The sequence below is a fragment of the Gymnodinialimonas sp. 57CJ19 genome (genome assembly GCF_038396845.1).
Classification (GTDB): Bacteria; Pseudomonadota; Alphaproteobacteria; order Rhodobacterales; family Rhodobacteraceae; genus Gymnodinialimonas.
On the sequence record NZ_CP151587.1, the window covers coordinates 3,726,461 to 3,745,829 of the forward strand.

At 61.6% G+C, this 19,369-nt stretch carries 24 protein-coding genes and 1 other RNA gene; 15 read left to right on the top strand and 10 right to left on the bottom strand.

The window, feature by feature from the left end; all coding sequences use genetic code 11:
* Nucleotides 1–59: 59 nt before the first annotated feature.
* The 3 genes from AADW23_RS18115 to AADW23_RS18125 form a co-directional block, all read right to left on the bottom strand.
* Nucleotides 60–1,190: an aminotransferase class V-fold PLP-dependent enzyme gene (locus tag AADW23_RS18115; RefSeq protein ID WP_341862345.1), complete on the bottom strand. Its 1,131-nt coding sequence runs from the start codon at nt 1,188–1,190 to the stop codon at nt 60–62.
* A 69-nt stretch (nt 1,191–1,259) separates the two neighbouring features.
* Nucleotides 1,260–1,715 (bottom strand): Lrp/AsnC family transcriptional regulator, encoded by a 456-nt coding sequence (locus tag AADW23_RS18120; RefSeq protein WP_341862346.1) that lies wholly within the window; start codon nt 1,713–1,715, stop codon nt 1,260–1,262.
* On the bottom strand, nt 1,712–2,167 hold the full coding sequence (locus AADW23_RS18125) for an Lrp/AsnC family transcriptional regulator (RefSeq protein ID WP_341862347.1): 456 nt from the start codon (nt 2,165–2,167) through the stop codon (nt 1,712–1,714). The genes AADW23_RS18120 and AADW23_RS18125 overlap by 4 nt, the downstream gene beginning before the upstream one ends.
* A gap of 132 nt (nt 2,168–2,299) precedes the next feature.
* On the opposite strand from AADW23_RS18125, the gene ilvC reads away from it, so the two are divergent.
* The 3 genes from ilvC to AADW23_RS18140 all read left to right on the top strand — a co-directional run bounded on the left by ilvC (nt 2,300) and on the right by AADW23_RS18140 (nt 4,997).
* Nucleotides 2,300–3,322 carry a ketol-acid reductoisomerase gene (gene ilvC, locus AADW23_RS18130; RefSeq protein WP_341862348.1) on the top strand — a complete coding sequence of 341 codons (1,023 nt, stop codon included), beginning with the start codon at nt 2,300–2,302 and terminating at the stop codon, nt 3,320–3,322.
* 149 nt (nt 3,323–3,471) lie between these two features.
* Nucleotides 3,472–4,077: a GNAT family N-acetyltransferase gene (locus AADW23_RS18135; protein WP_341862349.1), complete on the top strand. Its 606-nt coding sequence runs from the start codon at nt 3,472–3,474 to the stop codon at nt 4,075–4,077.
* Entirely contained in the window at nt 4,074–4,997 is a 924-nt protein-coding gene (locus AADW23_RS18140) for a DMT family transporter (RefSeq protein WP_341862350.1), read from the top strand. Before AADW23_RS18135 ends, AADW23_RS18140 begins: the two co-directional genes overlap by 4 nt.
* Here AADW23_RS18140 and AADW23_RS18145 read toward each other — a convergent pair.
* The 3 genes from AADW23_RS18145 to hisN form a co-directional block, all read right to left on the bottom strand.
* Nucleotides 4,964–5,455, bottom strand: coding sequence for a CAP domain-containing protein (locus tag AADW23_RS18145; RefSeq protein WP_341862351.1), 492 nt, complete (start codon nt 5,453–5,455; stop codon nt 4,964–4,966). The two genes, AADW23_RS18140 and AADW23_RS18145, sit on opposite strands and share 34 nt — an antisense overlap.
* A 194-nt stretch (nt 5,456–5,649) precedes the next feature.
* Nucleotides 5,650–6,993, bottom strand: coding sequence for an 8-oxoguanine deaminase (locus AADW23_RS18150; RefSeq protein ID WP_341862352.1), 1,344 nt, complete (start codon nt 6,991–6,993; stop codon nt 5,650–5,652).
* Nucleotides 6,986–7,783, bottom strand: a complete 798-nt coding sequence (gene hisN / locus AADW23_RS18155) for a histidinol-phosphatase (RefSeq protein ID WP_341862353.1) — start codon at nt 7,781–7,783, stop codon at nt 6,986–6,988. Before hisN ends, AADW23_RS18150 begins: the two co-directional genes overlap by 8 nt.
* A gap of 132 nt (nt 7,784–7,915) precedes the next feature.
* On the opposite strand from hisN, the gene AADW23_RS18160 reads away from it, so the two are divergent.
* Nucleotides 7,916–8,884, top strand: a complete 969-nt coding sequence (locus AADW23_RS18160; protein ID WP_341862354.1) for an NADPH:quinone oxidoreductase family protein — start codon at nt 7,916–7,918, stop codon at nt 8,882–8,884.
* Between the two features lie 33 nt (nt 8,885–8,917).
* On the opposite strand, the gene AADW23_RS18165 is transcribed toward AADW23_RS18160, so the two are convergent.
* Nucleotides 8,918–9,772, bottom strand: a complete 855-nt coding sequence (locus AADW23_RS18165; protein WP_341862355.1) for a LysR family transcriptional regulator — start codon at nt 9,770–9,772, stop codon at nt 8,918–8,920.
* A gap of 122 nt (nt 9,773–9,894) precedes the next feature.
* On the opposite strand from AADW23_RS18165, the gene AADW23_RS18170 reads away from it, so the two are divergent.
* The 5 genes from AADW23_RS18170 to AADW23_RS18190 all read left to right on the top strand — a co-directional run bounded on the left by AADW23_RS18170 (nt 9,895) and on the right by AADW23_RS18190 (nt 13,328).
* Nucleotides 9,895–10,131 (top strand): DUF1127 domain-containing protein, encoded by a 237-nt coding sequence (locus tag AADW23_RS18170; protein WP_341862356.1) that lies wholly within the window; start codon nt 9,895–9,897, stop codon nt 10,129–10,131.
* Between the two features lie 140 nt (nt 10,132–10,271).
* Nucleotides 10,272–11,030 (top strand): Bax inhibitor-1/YccA family protein, encoded by a 759-nt coding sequence (locus AADW23_RS18175; RefSeq protein ID WP_341862357.1) that lies wholly within the window; start codon nt 10,272–10,274, stop codon nt 11,028–11,030.
* A 157-nt stretch (nt 11,031–11,187) separates the two neighbouring features.
* A complete protein-coding gene (chrA, locus tag AADW23_RS18180; protein WP_341862358.1) occupies nt 11,188–12,444 on the top strand; it encodes a chromate efflux transporter in 1,257 nt (418 codons plus the stop codon).
* A 97-nt stretch (nt 12,445–12,541) separates the two neighbouring features.
* Nucleotides 12,542–12,709 carry a 50S ribosomal protein L33 gene (gene rpmG / locus AADW23_RS18185; protein WP_068362429.1) on the top strand — a complete coding sequence of 56 codons (168 nt, stop codon included), beginning with the start codon at nt 12,542–12,544 and terminating at the stop codon, nt 12,707–12,709.
* Between the two features lie 115 nt (nt 12,710–12,824).
* A complete protein-coding gene (locus AADW23_RS18190; protein ID WP_341862359.1) occupies nt 12,825–13,328 on the top strand; it encodes a GNAT family N-acetyltransferase in 504 nt (167 codons plus the stop codon).
* Between the two features lie 6 nt (nt 13,329–13,334).
* Here the strand turns inward: AADW23_RS18190 and AADW23_RS18195 are convergent, their stop codons facing one another.
* The gene (locus AADW23_RS18195) at nt 13,335–13,565 is read right to left on the bottom strand and encodes a hypothetical protein (RefSeq protein WP_341862360.1); all 231 of its coding nucleotides are present in this window, start codon (nt 13,563–13,565) and stop codon (nt 13,335–13,337) included.
* Between the two features lie 160 nt (nt 13,566–13,725).
* Between AADW23_RS18195 and gatC the strand changes: the two genes are divergently transcribed.
* The 5 genes from gatC to rnpB all read left to right on the top strand — a co-directional run bounded on the left by gatC (nt 13,726) and on the right by rnpB (nt 17,250).
* Nucleotides 13,726–14,013: an Asp-tRNA(Asn)/Glu-tRNA(Gln) amidotransferase subunit GatC gene (gene gatC, locus AADW23_RS18200; protein WP_341862361.1), complete on the top strand. Its 288-nt coding sequence runs from the start codon at nt 13,726–13,728 to the stop codon at nt 14,011–14,013.
* Complete coding sequence (gatA, locus tag AADW23_RS18205; protein WP_341862362.1) at nt 14,013–15,497, top strand: Asp-tRNA(Asn)/Glu-tRNA(Gln) amidotransferase subunit GatA; 1,485 nt, start codon at nt 14,013–14,015, stop codon at nt 15,495–15,497. The genes gatC and gatA overlap by 1 nt, the downstream gene beginning before the upstream one ends.
* A 46-nt stretch (nt 15,498–15,543) precedes the next feature.
* The gene (locus tag AADW23_RS18210; RefSeq protein WP_341862363.1) at nt 15,544–16,167 is read left to right on the top strand and encodes a hypothetical protein; all 624 of its coding nucleotides are present in this window, start codon (nt 15,544–15,546) and stop codon (nt 16,165–16,167) included.
* A 4-nt stretch (nt 16,168–16,171) separates the two neighbouring features.
* On the top strand, nt 16,172–16,843 hold the full coding sequence (locus AADW23_RS18215; protein ID WP_341862364.1) for an N-acetylmuramoyl-L-alanine amidase: 672 nt from the start codon (nt 16,172–16,174) through the stop codon (nt 16,841–16,843).
* A 12-nt stretch (nt 16,844–16,855) separates the two neighbouring features.
* Nucleotides 16,856–17,250, top strand: an RNA gene (rnpB, locus tag AADW23_RS18220) — RNase P RNA component class A.
* 97 nt (nt 17,251–17,347) lie between these two features.
* On the opposite strand, the gene AADW23_RS18225 is transcribed toward rnpB, so the two are convergent.
* Nucleotides 17,348–17,797: a nucleoside deaminase gene (locus AADW23_RS18225; RefSeq protein ID WP_341862365.1), complete on the bottom strand. Its 450-nt coding sequence runs from the start codon at nt 17,795–17,797 to the stop codon at nt 17,348–17,350.
* 50 nt (nt 17,798–17,847) lie between these two features.
* On the opposite strand from AADW23_RS18225, the gene AADW23_RS18230 reads away from it, so the two are divergent.
* The gene (locus AADW23_RS18230) at nt 17,848–18,774 is read left to right on the top strand and encodes a pseudouridine synthase (protein ID WP_341862366.1); all 927 of its coding nucleotides are present in this window, start codon (nt 17,848–17,850) and stop codon (nt 18,772–18,774) included.
* Here AADW23_RS18230 and AADW23_RS18235 read toward each other — a convergent pair.
* Nucleotides 18,731–19,357, bottom strand: a complete 627-nt coding sequence (locus AADW23_RS18235; protein ID WP_341862367.1) for a septation protein IspZ — start codon at nt 19,355–19,357, stop codon at nt 18,731–18,733. The genes AADW23_RS18230 and AADW23_RS18235 overlap by 44 nt on opposite strands.
* Between the last annotated feature and the right edge of the window lie 12 nt (nt 19,358–19,369).

Genomic DNA, 19,369 nt, shown 5'->3' on the forward strand with positions numbered 1-19,369 from the left:
TTTTCGATATTTATGAAAAGATGAAGCAGGGTGTTGCGCCCTGCTTCTGGGGTTTCGGATTATGGAAAGACCTGGTCCAGCGCGGTTTGCAGGCGGGCGAGTGCTGCATCGACGTCATAGAGTTTGTCGAGCCCGAATAGGCCGAGGCGGAAGGTCATGAAGTCCGAGGGCTCGTCCACCGCGAGGGGGACGCCCGCGGCGATCTGCATCCCGAGGGCAGCGAACTTGGCGCCGGATTTGATCTCGGGGTCGTTGGTATAGCTGACGACGACACCGGGGGCGCCGAAGCCGTCGGCTGCGACGGGAAGGATGCCTTTGGCTTTGAGCATCGCGCGAGCGCCGTTGCCGAGGGCCCATTGGGCGTCTTTTAGTTTATCGAAGCCGTAGTCACGGGTTTCCAACATCGTGTCCCGGAAGGCCCGAAGGGCATCGGTTGGCATGGTTGCGAGGTAGGCGTGGCCGCCGTTTTCATAGGCGAGCATGATGTTGTGCCAAGCCTTGAGGTCGCCCGCGAAGGAGTTCGACGTGGTTTCCTGCATCCGGGCCACGGCGCGGTCCGACATCATCACGAGGCCCGCGCAGGGCTGAGAGGACCAGCCTTTCTGGGGGGCGGAGAGCAGGACGTCGACGCCGGAAGCTTTCATATCGACCCAAGCGCAGCCCGATGCGATGCAATCCAGAACCATCAGCGCGCCGACCTCATGGGCGGCAGCGGCGAGGGCCTTGATATAGTCATCGGGCAAGATCACTCCGGCGGAGGTTTCCACGTGGGGGGCAAAGACGATACCGGGTTTCGTCTCGCGGATTTTGGCGGTGACTTCCTCGATCGGGGCGGGTGCGAAGGGGGATTGGGCGTCGTTGCCTGTGGGGCGCGCCTTCATCACCGTGACGTTGCCTGCAAAGCCGCCAGCATCGAGGATTTGCGACCACCGGAAAGAGAACCAGCCGTTGCGCACCACGAGGACATCTTCGTTTTGGGCAAACTGGCGGGCCACGGCCTCCATCCCGAAGGTGCCGCCACCGGGCACAAGGGCCACCGCGTCGGCGTTGTAGACGTCTTTCAAAATCGAAGAGATGTCGGTCATTACCGTCTGGAAGCTGGCAGACATGTGGTTAAGGGAGCGGTCGGTGAAGACGACCGAATATTCCAGCAGGCCATCGGGGTCGATTGTGTCGAGCAGGGCGTTCATGGTGTGATCCTCCGTTTGGCGTATGGATAGGGTGCCGGGGGCGGAGGGACAAGAGCGAGAGGGCGGGCGTCAAAGGGGTCCGGGGCGCTGTTCTTCGGAGAGCAGCACGTTGGCCTCCACATTACCGACGGAAGGCAGTGTCATGATGCGGCGCCGCAGGACGCGCTCAAAATCCGCCAGATCACGGGCGACCACGCGCAGGCGATAATCATAAAGGCCAAGAACATGTTCCACGGTCTGCACTTCGGGGATCGCGGTGATGGCGCGTTCAAAATCCTCCAGGCTGACACGGGATTTCGTCGCCAGTTTCACCCCAAGAAACACCGTCACGCCAAAGCCGATGGCGGCGGCATCGAGGTCCAACCTACGCCCCGATATCACGCCGCTTTCGGTCAGGCGTTTGATCCGACGCCATGCAGCCGGTTGGCTGAGGTCCACGCGGCGGCCGACCTCGGACGCTTTCAGGGTCGCATCTTGGGAAAGCAGGCGAAGGATCGCCAGATCGGTGTCATCAACGTCCATCATAGGGGATAGCTCATGGAATGCTTCAGGGAGGCAACCTGCATCAGCGCCTCGATATCAGCCATATGGGGCAGCGTCAGAATGCTGTCGCGGTAGAGCTGCTGATAGGCGGCAAGGTCGCGGGCGATGATCTTGAGGCGCGCATCGACGCGGCCCAGGAAAGTCTGGATTTCGATCACCTCGGGCACCTTGCGGGCCTGGGCGAGGAATTCATCGAAGGCGCGAGGATTGGTTTTGTCGATCGTGATCCGCAATGAGACCTCGACCTCGAACCCCAAGGCACGCCAGTCGATCACGGCGCGTTGGCCGCGTAGGATGCCCGTGGTTTGCAGCTTTTCCAGCCGTTTATAAGCGCCGGCCAAGGGAATACGGGCGGCTTCAGCCAGATCACCGACCGATTGTGCGGGGTCGGCTTGCAGCTGGCGCAGGAGGCGGCGATCAATGTCATCGAGCATGGAAATTCCGAAAATTGAAGCATCAGCGAATGATTTTCGCCGCATATAGCGAAATTCATCGAATTTGAATAGCGATTTTCCGCGAAAACCCCGCCATGTTCACCGCAAATTACGCATCAAAGGAGAGAGACCATGCGCGTTTACTATGATCGCGATTGCGACGTTAACCTGATCAAGGACATGAAAGTCGCCATTCTTGGCTATGGCTCCCAAGGCCACGCCCACGCGCTTAACCTGCGCGACTCTGGCGCGAAGAATGTCGTTGTGGCGCTGCGCGAAGGCTCTGCCTCCAAGGCAAAAGCCGAAGGCGAAGGCCTGACGGTTATGGAGATTTCGGAAGCCGCCGCTTGGGCCGACCTGATCATGTTCACAATGCCCGATGAACTTCAGGCCGAAACCTACAAGAAATACGTGCGTGACAACATCCGCGACGGCGCGGCGATTGCCTTCGCCCACGGTCTGAACGTCCACTTCGGCCTGATCGAAGCGTCTGACAAAGTTGACGTTATCATGATGGCGCCCAAGGGCCCCGGCCACACTGTGCGCGGCGAATATACCAAAGGCGGCGGCGTGCCTTGCCTTGTTGCCGTTCACAACGACGCTTCCGGCAAAGCGCTGGAAATCGGCCTGTCCTATTGCTCGGCCATCGGTGGCGGTCGCTCTGGCATCATCGAAACGAACTTCCGCGAAGAATGCGAAACCGACCTGTTCGGCGAGCAGGCGGTTCTGTGCGGTGGCATCGTAGAGCTGATCCGCATGGGCTTTGAGACACTGGTAGAAGCCGGTTACGAGCCCGAGATGGCCTACTTCGAGTGTCTGCACGAAACCAAGCTGATCGTGGACCTGATCTATGAAGGCGGCATTGCCAACATGGACTACTCGATCTCCAACACCGCAGAGTACGGCCAGTATGTTTCCGGCCCACGCATCCTGCCCTACGACGAGACCAAAGCCCGCATGAAGGGCGTTCTGTCCGACATCCAGTCCGGCAAATTCGTCCGTGACTTCATGCTGGAAAACGCTGTGGGTCAGCCAACGATCAAAGCATCGCGTCGCGCCAACGACGAGCATCAGATCGAGCTTGTCGGCGGCAAACTGCGCGACATGATGCCTTGGATCTCGGCCGGCAAAATGGTCGACAAAGCGAAGAACTAAACGTTTTTCGACACGTATTGGGAAAGGCAGGTCTTCGGGCCTGCCTTTTTCGTCAAGCAGAGGACGCGAGGGTGCGACGGCGGCGCTTATCTGATGACACGCGAGGTTGAGGAGTTGACGCCCCTGCAAGGGCGGGCGAAGTTACGCGGATGAAGGTTTCCATCCGCCCCGCGGTGACCGCCGACCGCCACGAGATCGCGGCGGCCAGCCGCGACACTTGGGAAGAGCACCGCACCCGGCAGCCTTATGCCTTCCCCGAGAACGGCTGGGAAATGCTGCTGAAGCGCGACCACGCTCACGCGTTTCTCTCTGGCGAGGGGTACCCTATCGGAGAGAGCGGCAATCTGTTCGTCGCGGAGGCCGACGGCGTTATTGTCGGCTACGTTCTTCTAAGCTGGCATCTGAGAGACGACGCACCAGACGCGCACAATGGCTCGATCGTAGATATCTGGGTCGATCCCAAATGGCGCAAGAAGGGCGTGGGCCATAACCTTGTGTCCTTCGCAAAGGAAATGGCGGAAACGGCGAATTGGGACAATCTTTACGCACAGGTATGGGCTGGTGCCCCGTCGAGTGATTTGTTCGAAACGGCCGGGTTTGCCCCAGCGCACGTCACATGGCGCTATGGCCCCGATCGGCCCGCTGCATTGATCGAGCCGCGGGCGAAAAAGAACAATTTAGCGGATGCGGCATGGAAGTGGGCTGTCGCGATTGTTCTAATTGGACTTTTCATCACGATTATGACCCAAGCATGAGCACGCCTTCCACCACTAAACCCGGCGTCACAAATTGGCTGCTCGTCATAGCCCTCGGCATTGTCTGGGGCACCGCATTCATGGGCACGACGCTGGCGCTAGAGGCGATAAGCCTTTGGTGGGTCGCAGCCGGGCGGGTAGCGATCGCGGCGGCGATCTTGTTGCCGCTCAGCGCCATGATGGGCCAAGGTGTGCAACATATCCGTGGCGCGCGGGCATGGTGCTTTGTGACGGTCATCGGGATCTTCAGCCTTGCCTTGCCGCTAACTTTGTTGGCGTGGGGCTTGAACTACGTCCCCTCTGCGTTTGCGGGCGTGGCGATGGGGGCAGTCCCGCTGCTCGTTCTGCCACTTGTCGCGATATTCTCGCCCGAGGAAGGGATTGGCCCGCGCCGCGTTATTGGCGTCTGCCTTGGCTTTGTGGGGCTTTTGTTATTGGTCGGCCCCGGAGCCTTCGGCGAGGGCACGATGGGCGGCCGCCTTGCCTGTATGGCCACGGCCGCGTGCTATGCCGTTGGGTCCGTGATGACCCGCCGCGCGCCAAAGATGCCGCCGATTGCTTTCGCCGCGGCCTCGTTAGCCATGGGCGCGCTGGTTCTGATGCCGTTGGCATGGGTCATGGATGGGCCGCCGCAGATCACCCAAACCTCCGCCGCTTGGGCGTTGCTCTATACCGCCGCGTTCCCCACGGGTCTGGCAGCAATATTGCGGGTGCAGGTCATCACCTCGGCCGGGTCACTTTTCATGTCATTCACCAGCTACATGGTCCCGGTCTGGGCCGTGCTGTTTGGCGTCACCTTGATGGGTGAGGCCCTGCCCCCGCAATTGTTCTGGGCGCTCGGGCTAATCCTGGTGGGGATCGGCATCAGCCAATCCCGCGCCTTGCTTCAGCAGCTTCGGCCCAAAACCAAAACCCAATAGCCATTCGCTTGTGCGAAACCGAATTGCGTGGCCTGGGCGGCCACCATATTGCGGCGATGCCCCGGAGACGCCATGAAGTCCTGGAAAACCTGCGCTGTACTCGCCTGCCCCTGGGCAATGTTCTCGGCGTAGAAACACGCCCTATAGCCAGCGGAGCGGATGCGGGACGCAGCGGTCGAGCCATTGGATCCGGTATGGGAGAAGTTACCTGTCCGGCTCATGTCATCCGCATGGGCCTGCGCCGCCGCTTGCAGCTCTGCGGAATGGCCCAAAGGCCGCCCCAAACCGTTCTGCGCCCGCAGTGCTGACAGCCGGGCACCGGCCGCGGCGATGTCTATGCTTTGCCCGAAGCTAAGGCGTTGGACGCCAGCGGTTTCCACGCTGGCGGTCTGGGTCGGCGTACAGGCCGAAAGGACAAGAGAGAGCGATACCGAAGCGGTCGCGAGACGGATCTTCATTTTGTGATCCCTTATATGTTTGCTCGATGCCTTTGAGGATGCCCGAGGCACCCGATTGGTTCAAGGGGAAGCGATTTACGTCCCTTCCTTACCTCATATTCTGACCTGTGGATATGCGGGTTAAAGGTTCGTTTAAGGCAATACTTGAATCAAATTTAGGTAAATAGTCCCACAAAAGGGTTGCACAAATGATATTACCCGCGCCCAGCGAGGTCCTGCGCAAGATGCCGCTGACGCGCCAGATGTGGTGCCATTTCAAGGGAAGCCATCTGCCCGTCGCGCACCACGACACGCCCCTCGACGATCAATTCGCGCACCCGCCGTGGCCCCGCCAGAAGCAGTGCCGCCATGTCCCAGCTGCCCGCAGCCTCCACCCCGGTCATGTCCCAAACGGCTATGTCAGCCCGGAAGCCCGGCGCGATCTGCCCGATCTCTTGCCCGCGCCCCAACACCTCGGCCCCGCCACGGGTGGCGATCCGCAGCGCCTCTCGCGCGGACATGGCGCCCGGCCCGCTGACAACGCGCTGCAACAGCATCGTTTGACGCGCCTCGTCCACCAAAGAGCCCGCATCGTTCGAGGCAGAGCCGTCAACGCCAAGCCCAACCTTCACCCCCGCATCGCGCATCGCACGCACCGGCGCGATACCTGACGCGAGGCGGCAGTTCGAACACGGGCAATGGGCAACGCCCGTGCCGGAGCGCGCAAACAGATCAATCTCAGCCCCGTCCAGCTTCACACAATGGGCATGCCATACGTCGTCGCCGGTCCACCCCAGATCCTCGGCGTATTGGCCGGGGCGGCAGCCGAACTTCTCGAGCGAATAGGCGATATCCTCATCGTTCTCGGCCAGGTGGGTGTGCAGCATGACGCCCTTGTCACGGGCCAGGATCGCGGCGTCGCGCATCAGCTCTCGGCTGACAGAGAAGGGCGAGCACGGCGCGACACCCACGCGGCACATGGAGCCGGGGGCAGGATCGTGAAAGGCGTCGATGACGCGGATGCAGTCCTCCAGGATCGCGGCCTCATCCTCAACCAAGGCGTCCGGCGGCAAGCCCCCGTCCGACACGCCAATCGACATTGCGCCGCGCGTCGGTTGGAACCGCAAGCCCACCTGCGACGCCGCCGCAATGGAATCGTCTAAACGTGAGCCATTGGGGAACAGATACATATGGTCCGATGAGGTCGAGCACCCCGACAAAGCCAGCTCCGCCAAGCCGATCACGGCAGAAGTTTCCATATGATCGGGCGTGAAGCGCGACCAGATCGGGTAAAGCGTTTGCAGCCAGCCAAACAGCGCCGCGTCCTGCGCGCCGGGCACGGCACGGGTCAGGGATTGAAAAAGGTGGTGGTGCGTGTTCACCAATCCGGGCGTCACCAGGCAATCGCTGCAATCCATCGCGGGTGCATCGGCTTCAAGCCCTTGGCCGATCTGGGAGACCTGCCCATCGCGCAGCAAGATATCGACGTCGCGCAGCTCGGTTTCCGCGTCGTCCATCGTTAGGCAATGGCTCACATTTCGCAGGATCAGATCAGCCATTTACAACCCCTTGCAGTAGAGCCAGCGCCTCAGCGTGCAGCGCGGGCGAGGCCGCTGCTATGGCCCGCCCACCTTCATGGACCGGGCCGCCGTTCCAATCGGTGACAACCCCGCCTGCGGCCTGAACGACGGCCACGGGTGCTGCGATGTCATAGCTTTGCAAACCCGCTTCGATCACCAGATCAATCTGACCCGCCGCCAAAAGCGCATAGGCGTAGCAGTCGCAGCCATAGCGGGTCAGTTGCACCCGGTCGCGCACCGCCTCGAACCCCAAACGCTCCGCATCGGTCCCAACCTCGGGGAAAGTCGTGAACAACGTGGCCTCGGCCAAGCTGGCAGAGGGGGACACGCCCAAATCCCGTGGCCCCAGAGGGCCGTCCATCTGGGCGCGACCAAAGCCGCCCTCGAACCGCTCGCCAATATAGGGTTGGTCGATGATGCCGTAGATCGGCCCGTTTGCATCGCACAGGGCGATCAACACGCCCCAAGTGGGGGCGCCGGACACGAACCCACGGGTGCCGTCGATCGGGTCGAGAACCCAGGTCAGGCCGCTGGTGCCGTCCTTGAAGCCCTCTTCCTCGCCCAAGATCGCGTCGTCGGGGCGGTACTCGGCCAAAAGCGCCCGCATGGCGGCTTCGGACGCGCGGTCGGCAACGGTGACTGGATCGTAGCTGTCCGTCTCCTTGGATGTGGTGCCTAGACCGCCACGTCGGAAGTGCGGCAAGATCGCGGCCCGCGCGGCGTCTGCCATCATATGGGCCGTGGCCATCAGCGCCTGTTCATCCCGCATCTGCATCGCTCCGCTAATCCAATCGCGATGGGCGTGACACGGGGCGGGCGCAGGCGTCAAGGTTCTGGTGCTGGCAGTGGCCCGATGTTGCCGATAGGAATGCCCAAACAGGTTTACGTTGGAGAGACAGCCATGCGCGCATTCGTCGTGAGCGATCACGCAACAGCCCCATCCGTGATCGAGATGCCGACGCCCACCCCCGGCCCTGGCCAGGTGCGCATCCGCATTCATGCCTGCGCGCTGAACTTCGCGGATTTGCTTATGGCGAAGGGTACGTATCAAGACACCCCCGCGCTGCCCTTCGCGTTGGGAATGGAGGTCGCAGGCGTGGTCGAGGCATTGGGCGACGGCGTCACTAGCCCCGCCATCGGCACCCGTGTTGCGGTGTTCGAGGGCTCGGGCGGGTTGGCCGAGGCCGGTGTATTCAGCGCAGAACGCTGCGTGGCGATCCCCGACTCCATGCCGTTCGAGCAGGCGGCGGGGTTTATTGTGGCTTACGGGACATCGCATCTGGCGCTGACCGATCGGGGGCATGTGAAGAAGGGCGACCGGCTGCTGGTTCTGGGTGCGGCGGGCGGTGTCGGGCTGACGGCGGTAGAATTGGGCGCGAAGATGGGGGCCGAGGTTATCGCCGTGGCGCGGGGCCCTGAAAAGCTGGCCATCGCCAAAGCCGCAGGCGCGGCCCATGTGTTGGACAGCGAAACCGCAGACCTACGCGCCGAGATCAAGGCGCTCGGCGGCGCCGATGTGGTCTATGACGCCGTTGGGGGCGACAATTTCAAGGCGGCCATGCGAGCAACAAACCCCGGCGGGCGCATCATCGTGATCGGCTTTGCCAGCGGCGACATTCCCCAGATCCCGGCCAATCACCTGTTGGTCAAGAACATCGACGTCGTAGGCTTCTATTGGGGGGGCTACCTGAAGTGGGCGCCTGAACGGCTGGCCAAGAGCCTTTCGCAATTGATGGAGATGTACGAGGCCGGGCAGTTAACCCTGCACATCGGCGCGACTTTCCCGTTGGACGACGCGGGCGAGGCGATGGAGCTGTTACGGTCCCGGAAAGCATCGGGCAAGGTCGTGGTCACGATCGCTCAATCGTAGACCGGGCCTCGGCCCGGGAACGGTCCACGCCATCTATATCGCGTGATACGCCTGCCGGATCAGCGTCACCAGTTCATCCACCGGTTCAGAGCGGGCAAGCTCGGACCGGTACATGTTGATCCGAATACGCGGCAGCGTGGGCAGAGCCCCGTTATGGGGCACCATGGTCGTGTAGGGCGATTCGGTCCCCTCGATGACCGCATGAACCGCAAGGTCAGCACTGACCGAGACCTCGACGGCGCGCATCTTGTCGGATTCCACGGCCATTTCCCAAGAAATCCCAGCTGAATCGAGCGCGGCAAGGGCGGGGCCGCGAAAGATGCAATCACGCTCGAACGCAAGGCGCAGGGGGCGTTGCTTCCACATCTGCCCCTCTTTCGCACCGATCCAGACCATCGGGCGTTCCAACAAGGTCTCTCCGCCGCGATCCACGTCCTCTTCGGTGGTCAGGATCACGTCCGCATCGCCGCGCTCGAACGCGGCCTTCAAGCTGACAGTGCCACGGGACAAAAGCTGCACTTTCATCCGGGGATAAGCGGTGCAGAAGCGTTGCAACACGCCGGGGATCGCCGGATAGACCACATCGCCCGGCACGCCGAGAATGATCTCTCCCTCATATTCCGTTGCGGTGAGGCGACCTAGAACTTCGTCGTTCAACTCCAGCATGCGGCGGGCATAGCCCAACATCTGTTCGCCCGCGCCGGTCAGGTTCAGCTTGCGCGTCGTGCGGTCAAACAACCCCACATCCAACGCCTCTTCCAGCCGCTTGAGCTGCATGGAGACCGCCGATTGGGTCAGGTTCAGAAAGCTCGACGCTTTCGTGACACCGCCTGCGTCCACCACGGTGACAAAGGCCCTCAGAGAGGTCAGATCGAGATTACGCGCCATCCATCAATTCCCGTGATGATTAACTTCAAGAACATTCACTATCAAAATGATTTCAGCACGTCCATACATCACATATCGGAATGATATTCGACCACTTCGTCACGATATGAAAAGGAAACGCCATGGCTCATCTGCCCCTCACCCGCCCTCATCAGGCCACCCTGTCGGAAGCCGTGGCGGCCTGCGCACCCAAGGCGCATGTGTCGCTGTTGCAGCGTGTCATCGGCGTATGGCGCCAACGCCAACACCTCAAGCGCCTACCGGCCCAGATGCGTCGCGATATCGGCTTGACCGACGCGCAAATCGCCCGCGAAACCCAGCGACCTCTGTGGGATGTGCCGCAAAATTGGCGCAACTGAAGGTCGAGGCGCACAAAAGAGGAAAAAACACGGCCCTTGCAGGTTTTGCAGGGGCCGTTCGCTTGAAAAATGTCACGACCTGCACGATATTCACCCCAAGAGGCCCGACATCCGGGCTCAGTGTTTTAATGGAGAACCCCATGGCTGAATATCAGACGATGCGCTCCCAAGGCATGGCCGGCTCCGCCGCGGAGTTGGACCAAGGCCTGCGCGCCCACATGAACAAGGTCTACGGCACGATGTCGATCGGCCTGTTGATCACCTTCGCCGCCGCTTGGGCGTTCGGGTCCAACCCGGCGCTTCTGTCGCTGCTCAATGATCCGGTGACGTTCCAACCCACGATCCTTGGCTATATCGTCATGTTTGCGCCCCTCGGCATGATCTTCGCGTTCGGCGCGATCATCACCAGGGCTTCGGCCGCTGCCGCGCAATTGTTCTTCTACGCGTTCGCCGCCGTCATGGGCATGTCGATCAGCTATATCTTCGCGGTCTTTACAGGCGCGTCGATTGTGCAGGCGTTCCTTGTAACCTCGGCCGCATTTGCGGGCCTGAGCCTGTTTGGCTACGTGACCAAGCGCGATATTTCGGGCTGGGGTGCGTTCTTGATGATGGGCCTGATCGGCGGCATCGTCCTGATGCTACTGTCCTTCGCCCTGTCGGCGTTTTGGGGCATCGTAATCCCCGGCTTCGATCTGGCGCTGTCGGCGTTGCTGCTGTTGGTCTTCGCGGGTCTGACCGCCTACCACACACAGGCGATCAAGCAGGAGTACATCGACCATGCACAGCACGGCGATAGCGAGTGGATCGCGAAATCTGCGATCATGGGCGCGCTGAACCTCTATATGTCGTTCATCAACATGTTCATGATCATCCTCAGCTTCCTCGGCAACCGCGAGTAATCTGACGACACGATTGATACAAAAGGGTCGCCGTCGGGGCGGCCCTTTTTTGTTGCGTCCCGTTGCCCATGTGCCCAGAACACGGCCGCGGGCCGAGGGTTCCACTGGGGTAGTTCCCATTGGCTCTAGAAGCTGCTGTGTCCGGGGGAAAAACAGCATGAACACGCCCTCAGCTTCAGACATGGTCCGGGTCTTTGGCCGGATCGGCCTGCTTTCCTTTGGGGGACCCGCCGCACAGATTGCCCTGATGCATAGGGAGCTGGTCGAAGAACGCCCGTGGTTGAGCGAACAGCAGTTTCTGTCGGCTCTGAGCTTTTGCATGTTGTTGCCGGGGCCCGAGGCGATGCAGCTGGCTACCTATGCTGGCTGGCGGCTGCGGGGCACCCTTGGGGGGCTTCTGGCGGGCCTGTTGTTTGTGGTGCCGGGGGCCGTCGTGATGTTGGCGCTGGCAAGCCTTTATGCCGCGATTGGCACAGTCCCGTTGATCGAGGCAGTGTTCTTGGGGATTAAGGCCACGGTGATTGTCATCGTCCTACAGGCGCTGCTGAAAGTTTCCGGGAAGGCCCTGAAAGGGGCCTTTGCGATGGCCCTTGCCGTGGCGGCCTTTGTGGCAATCTTCGTATTTGAAGTCCCCTTCCCCTTCATCATTGCCGCCGCCGCCGTGGCGGGCGCGCTCGCCATGAAGGGAGAGGTCCGCGCCGCACCTGATGTCGCGATCTCTGCCACCGCCACCCTGCGCACCGTGGCGATCTGGGCCGCGATCTGGTTCGCGCCCCTCCTCGGGATCGGGGTCTTCGCCCCTCCCCTCCTCGCAGAGGTCGCGCGGTTCTTCTCGACCCTTGCGGTCGTGACTTTCGGCGGGGCCTACGCCGTGCTGGCCTATATCGTGCAAGAGGTCGTGGGCAATTTCGGCTGGCTGACAACCGGGCAAATGATGGACGCACTGGGGCTGGCTGAAACCACCCCCGGCCCGCTGATCCTTGTGACGCAGTTTGTGGGCTTCATGGCCGGGCATCAATCGGGCGGTTGGTGGATGGGCCTCTGCGCCGCGTTGGTGACCTTGTGGGCGACGTTTGTGCCGTGCTTTCTGTGGATCTTCGCCGGCGCGCCTTACGTGGAATGGATCGCCTCGCGCCCTCGGCTGACCGGTGCGCTACAGGGCATCACGGCAGCCGTGGTGGGCGTCATTGCAAACCTGTCGATCTGGTTCGCCCTCAATGTCTGGTTTGGCACTGTTACCCGCAACGCCGTCGGCCTTTGGGTGCCCGAGCTTGCTACCGTCGACTTTTTGGCCCTTTCCCTATCAGGTTTGGCTGCGGCCTTGCTCTTATGGCGCAAAATGGACCTGTTGGCGGTTTTGGCCCTCATGGGCGGGGCCGGGATTGTCGCGAGTTATGCCATTTCCGGCATTTGAGTGTTGACTCCCCCCATGGCCCAGTTACAAGGCGCGCTCTACCCAATTGTTGCGTGAGTGGCGTGAGCCCTCCGCCCCGACATTAAGGAGCCTGTCCATGGCGAAGCCAACCACGATCAAAATCCGCCTTAACTCGTCCGCAGGCACGGGCCACTTCTACGTGGCGAAAAAGAACGCACGCACAATGACCGAGAAGATGGTCGTACGAAAGTACGACCCGGTGGTGCGCAAGCATGTCGAGTACAAAGAAGGCAAGATCAAGTAAGCCTTCTTCGGAAAACAAGACATCAAGGGCCGCGCCGAGAGATCGACGCGGCCTTTTTCTTTGTCCAAACGCCACCGCGCGCAAGGGCAACCAATGGCAAAGGGAAGGACGCGCCATGGTAGATGAGATGACAATCAGAGCAACGAACACGGCCGATATTGCGGCGGTGGATGCGCTTCTGGCGGCGAGCTACGCGGTCTTGCTGAAACCAGACTACGCGCCCTCTGTGCTGGTGACGTGCTTGCCTCTCATCACCCGCGCGCAGCCGGAACTGCTGCGTTGTGGCACCTATTACATTGCGGAAGGCGCAGACGGGCCGCTGGCGGCGGGCGGTTGGAGCCATGGTGCGCCCCAGGGCGGCGTGGGACCGCGTGACGTGGGGCATATCCGCCACGTGGTCACCCACCCCAAGGCCCTGCGCAGGGGACTTGCCCGGTCCCTGATCGAGCGCAGTTTTCGCGCGGCACGGACATCGGGGGTGCGGTGGATGATGTGCCAATCCACGCGCACGGCCGAGCCGTTCTACGAGTCGATGGGCTTTCAGCGCCGGGGCGAGATTGATATCCGCCTGCGGCCGGGAATCAGCTTTCCCGCGGTCGAGATGATCCGGGCGCTGTAGAGCGGCTTATTCAGCCGGGAACATATCAGGCGCGGCCTTGGCGGGCCGCGTCATCAAGGCGATCGCAATCGCAAGAATGCCGGAAACAGCAACGCCCGTGTAGAAATACGCCGTGAAGCTAAGGTTCATCAGCAACAACTGCGGCAGCAGCAGATATTGAACGAACAGGTAAGCACTGGCACCGGTAAACAAAACACGTGCGATTACGTCCAGCTCAACTTCGGATTTCCGCTTCATGACGTGGCCTTCTGTTGCATCCCCCAAAGGCAGAATCACCGGGCAATCGGACCAAATTGGGGCGCTCAGGTGAAAATCATGGGCAACGCCCCCGCGCCACGCTTGCGACACCCCGCCCTGCCGGGTAAACCGCGTTTGATTTCACGAGAGGATTTGGCCGATGTCCATCGATGTTGCGACCGCTGCAAAGGTCGCCAAGCTTGCCCGTATCAAGGTTGACGAAGACGCCCTGCCCGCATTGGCAGAGGAATTCAACGCGATCTTGGGGTTCATCGAACAACTGGAAGAGGTGGACGTGGACGGTGTGGAGCCGATGACCTCGGTCACGCCCATGGCCCTGCCCCGCCGCGAGGACGTGGTGACGGACGGTGGCCAACAGGCCAAGGTTCTGGCCAATGCGCCCGATGCCCGTGAAGGCTTTTTCTCGGTTCCCAAGGTGGTGGAATAATGTCTGATCTCAATACGCTCACCATCGCCGCTGCCCGTGACGCCCTGCGCGAGGGCAAGGTCACGTCGGTCGAGCTGACCCAAGCTTGCCTTTCCGCCATCGACGGGGCCGATGCCCTTGGCGCATTCGTCCACAAGACGCCGGAACTGGCGCTGGAACGCGCGGCGGCGGCCGATGCCCGGATTGCCGAAGGCGACGCGCCCGACATGTGCGGCATTCCCGTGGGCATTAAGGATTTGTTCTGCACCGAGGGCGTAGCCTCTCAGGCAGCATCGAAAATTCTGGACGGCTTCACACCGGAATACGAATCCACCGTCTCGGGCAACTTGCGCGATGCGGGTGCGGTCATGTTGGGCAAGCTGAACATGGACGAATTCGCCATGGGTTCTTCCAACGAAACCTCGGTTTACGGGAACGCCGTGAACCCGTGGCGCGCGGGGAACTCCGACGCGGGCCTGACACCGGGCGGCTCTTCCGGGGGCAGTGCTGCGGCTGTGGCGGCGGACCTGTGCCTGGCGGCCACCGGCACGGATACCGGCGGCTCCATCCGCCAGCCTGCGGCGTTCACCGGCACAGTGGGGCTCAAGCCCACCTATGGGCGCTGCTCTCGCTGGGGCGTGGTGGCCTTTGCGTCGTCCCTCGACCAGGCGGGACCGATGACCAAGACCGTGCGCGATGCCGCGATCATGGGCCGCGCAATGATGGGCTATGACGCGAAAGACAGCACGTCGGCCAATATGGAAGTGCCGGATTTTGAGGCGATGCTGACCGGCGATATTCGTGGCAAGGTTATTGGTATTCCAAAGGAATACCGCATGGACGGGATGCCCGCCGAGATTGAGCAATTGTGGACCGACGGCACCGCCATGCTGAAGGACGCAGGCGCCGAAATCCGCGATATCAGCTTGCCCCACACCAAATATGCCCTGCCCGCCTATTACGTGATTGCACCGGCTGAGGCCTCTTCCAACCTGGCCCGTTACGACGGCGTACGCTTTGGCTACCGCGCCGATATGGCGCCGGGCGATGGCATCACCGAGATGTATGAGAAGACCCGCGCCGAAGGTTTCGGCGCCGAGGTCCAGCGCCGCGTCATGGTTGGTACCTATGTGCTGTCCGCAGGCTTTTACGATGCCTATTACAACCGCGCCCGCCGGGTCCGCGCGTTGATCAAGAAAGACTTCGATGATGTCTTTGCCGCTGGCGTCGATGCGATTCTGACACCCGCCACCCCAAGCGCCGCCTTTGAGTTGGGCAAAGAGGTGAACGATCCGGTGGAAATGTACCTCAACGACGTATTCACGGTGACTGTGAACCTTGCCGGGCTTCCGGGCGTTGCCGTGCCAACGGGCATGGACCGCAACGGCTTGCCCCTTGGCTTGCAGTTGATCGGTAGGCCCTGGGAAGAGGGTGAGTTGCTGAACACCGCCTATGCGTTGGAAAGCGCGGCGGGGTTTGTGGAAAAACCCGCACGTTGGTGGTAGGTTGACCGCTTACAATATGTTTGCGCCAGAAAATGAGGCTTGAGTGATGGTTAACACGCGGTTTGTCGCCCTTGCCTTAGTGGCCCTTGCGGGCTGTACCCCGACACCCAACGACGTGTCGCCGGGGCAGCGGACTTTGGACCAACAGGGGCTGAACGCCCGTCAGGCCGGGTTGAACGGCCAGATTTCTACCGAGGTGATCCAGACGCCCTCGGCCGGGGTGGGGATCGAGGCGGGCGCAACGGGGGATGTGACATTCCTTGACCCCAACGACCTGACCGCGATTGCGGAAGGGGCGATCGCAGAATCCGAGGCGGGTTCTTCAGCCGGTGTGTTTGATACAATTCAGCCACAGCAAGCAAGCGACGTTCTTCCGCCGCCCCTGCTGGCCCGTGTGGCCGCCTTCGCGTTGCGCACGACCCACCAGCCCGGCGAGCGCCAATGGCGACGCAATCCGTTCCGCTCCGACGGGCAAGACTTCTGCCTGGAGTTTGAGACACGCGATGAGGCGCAAGATCGATTCCTTGCCGATGGCGGGCCGGAGCGTGACCCCAATGGGATGGATCCCGACGGTGACGGTTTCGTCTGCGGTTTTGACCCAAGCGCCCTGCGCGCCTCGGCGAATGCACCTGTAGAGACGTTCGACGCCCTGCCCTCGATCGACGGTTAATCCCTTGAAAAGCCCCAATTTTGGTGACCGCCGTGATGGCCTGAAGCCGGAGTTGGTGGTGTTGCATTACACCGCGATGAAAAGCTGCGTTTCTGCCGCAAAAGCGCTGTGCGATCCGGCGAGGGAAGTCTCGGCCCATTATCTGATTGGACGTGACGGCGAGGTGCTGTCGCTGGTCGATGAACCGATGCGGGCATGGCACGCGGGCGCCGGTGAATGGCGCGGGGCGGGCGACGTGAATTCACGCTCCATCGGGATTGAATTGGACAACGATGGGGTTTCGCCATTTTCGGAGCCTTTGATGGTGTCGCTCGAACGGCTCCTCGGCCAGGGCCTCCTCGCCGCATGGGGGATCAGGCCGGAGGGGGTCATCGGGCATTCGGACATGGCACCGGGGCGAAAGATTGATCCGGGGCGACGGTTTGACTGGCGGCGATTGGCGCGACAAGGTTTGTCGGTGTGGTCGGAGGCTGACGGGGATCGCGTGGATGTCGAAGCGTTTCGCGAGGACGCGGCCGCGTTTGGGTATCCGAGCGTAGAGGATGACCTGTTGTTGGAAGTCGTACGCATGCGATTCCGGCCATGGAAATACGGCCCTCTGGACGGAGAGGATTGCGCCGTGATGGCGGATCTGGCGAAACGCTATGGGGTTGACCGGACCGATGCAGCGCCTTAGCCGGGGGCTTGCGTGGAGGGCTGGATGGCCGCGACGCTACGCCTTTCGGGGCGTGTGATCGAGGAAAGTCCGGACTCCCTGAAGTGAAGGTGCCGGGTAATGCCCGGGCGGAGCAATCCGACGGAAAGCGCCACAGAAAACAAACCGCTAACCTCATCGCTTGCGATGCGGAAAGTAAGGGTGAAACGGTGGAGTAAGAGCCCACCGGGGGGCTGGCAACAGCGCCCGCATGGCAAGCCCCACCTGGGAGCAATGCCGAATAGGGACCGTATCATGGGATGCTTCATCCCCGCGGTCCGGGTTGGCAGCTAGAGTGTGCGAGTAATCGTACGCCGAGAGGAATGGTCATCCAGCTTGCGGGGCAACCCGTAGGTGGACAAAATCCGGCTTACAGGCTCTCCACGCATATTTTCTGAATCGGGTCGATTGGGACCGCAGCGCCTGGCGCTGGCGGGGGATTGAGTTGTATTGGCCAAGATGAAGCAGAGAGCGGGGCGGATGTTCTTAGCGTTTTGCGGCGAAGAAGCGGCGCAGGAGGGCGGCGCATTGGGGTTCTTGAAGGCCCTGGTAGACTTCGGGCGCATGATGGCATTGGGGATGCGTGAAGATACGAGGTCCTTGGTTGATGCCACCGGATTTGGGATCGGAAGCGCCGAAGTAGAGGCGCTTGATACGGGCCGCAGAGATGGTTGTGGCGCAGGCGGGGCAAGGTTCCAGCGTGACCCAGAGGTCGCAATCGGGCAGCCGTTCTGAACGCAGGGTTTGGCAGGCGGCCCGGATGGCGAGGATTTCCGCGTGGGCGGTCGGGTCATGCAGTTCACGGGTGCGGTTCCCGGCACGGGCGATGATTTCTCCGTGGTGAGTGATTACCGCGCCCACCGGGACTTCGCCGCGGGCGCTGGCGGCTTCGGCCTCGGCCAAGGCGGCGTCCATGAATGAGGTGAATTGGGTCATACCCTGTGGTTGCTGCTTTCCACGGCGCTGTCAAACTTGTAGCGAGGGGCATGGTTGATGGTGAACGTATAGCGAAGCGGCTGAGCCGCGCGGGTGTGGCCTCTCGTCGGGAGGCGGAGCGGATGATTGAGGCCGGGCGCGTGAGCGTGAACGGCGCGGTGATTGAAAGCCCGGCGCTGAATGTCACCGACGCCGATGTCATCTTGGTGGATGAAGCCCCCCTGCCCGAGATCGAGCGGCCCCGCGTGTGGCTGTATCACAAGCCTGCGGGCCTTGTGACCAGTAACGCCGACGAGAAAGGCCGAGAGACGGTTTTTGACAAGCTGCCCGAGGGATTGCCGAGGGTCATGTCGGTTGGACGGTTGGACATGAACTCGGAAGGGTTGTTGCTGCTGACCAATGATGGCGGCGTGAAGCGGAAGCTGGAGCTGCCCTCGACCGGGTGGTTGCGCAAGTACCGCGTACGGATCAAGGGCAATCCCAAGGACGAGGATCTCGCCCCCCTGCGACGCGGGATCCTGGCCGAGGGAGAGCGGTTTCAGCCGATGGACGTCGCGCTCGACCGGGTTCAGGGCGCCAATGCGTGGGTGACCGTAGGTTTGAGGGAAGGCAAGAACCGAGAGATCCGGCGCGCCATGGCGGAGCTTGGGTTTGAGGTGAACCGGTTGATCCGCATCTCTTACGGGCCATTCCGGTTGGGAGAGTTGAGCCAGGGCGAGGTTGAAGAGATCAAACCAAGGGTTCTACGCGATCAATTGGGCCTGGAATCCGCGACCGAGGGTCATGCGGAGCCGAAGGCCTTGGGCAAGCGGCGCAAGAAGCCCGGGCCGAAGGGGTTCAAGGGAGGCACACGGCCCGATCCCAAGGACACGAGCAGCCGTATGGCTCCGGGCAAGAGGGGCGCGAAGCCGGGCCGCCCGGAACGGGGGCGGTCTAGTCCTGATCGTTCGGGGAAGCCGGGTCCGCGTCGTCCATGAGGCCGAACTTTTCGACAAGCTTGTATTGCAGGCCCATGAACACCACCATCGCCAGCGGTAGTCCGAAGGTTTTGACCGACACCCAGACCGCCGAGGAAAGTGTGATAGCGATCAATGTATTGGCCACCGCTAGGGCGAGGAAAAACCATGCGAAACGGCGGGTCAGGACCATCCAGCCCTCCTGCTCCATCGGTAGGATATCTCCGAGCAGGGAGGCGAGGTAGGACTTACCTTGCCACAGACCGAAGGCCAGGATGGCGGAGAATGCTGCATATAGCAGGGTCGGCTTGAGCTTGAGGAAACGCTCATCATCCAGCCAAACGGTCAGGCCGCCCATGACAACCACCAAGCCCAACGTCATGATCTGCATCCGCGACAGGTGCCCCGTAAGCACCCGCAGAATGCCCATGGAGACCACCATCAGGATGACGAACCAGAAGGTGATGAAGGTGAACGGTTGCACCATTTGTCCCAATAGCGGGTAGCTTTCGGCCTTCAGCAAGAAGAACGCGACGAAAAACGCCAGCACGGGGCCGAATTCGAGGCTCTGTTTCAGCCAAGGGCTAATTTCTCGTTCAGACATGCGGGCTCCGTG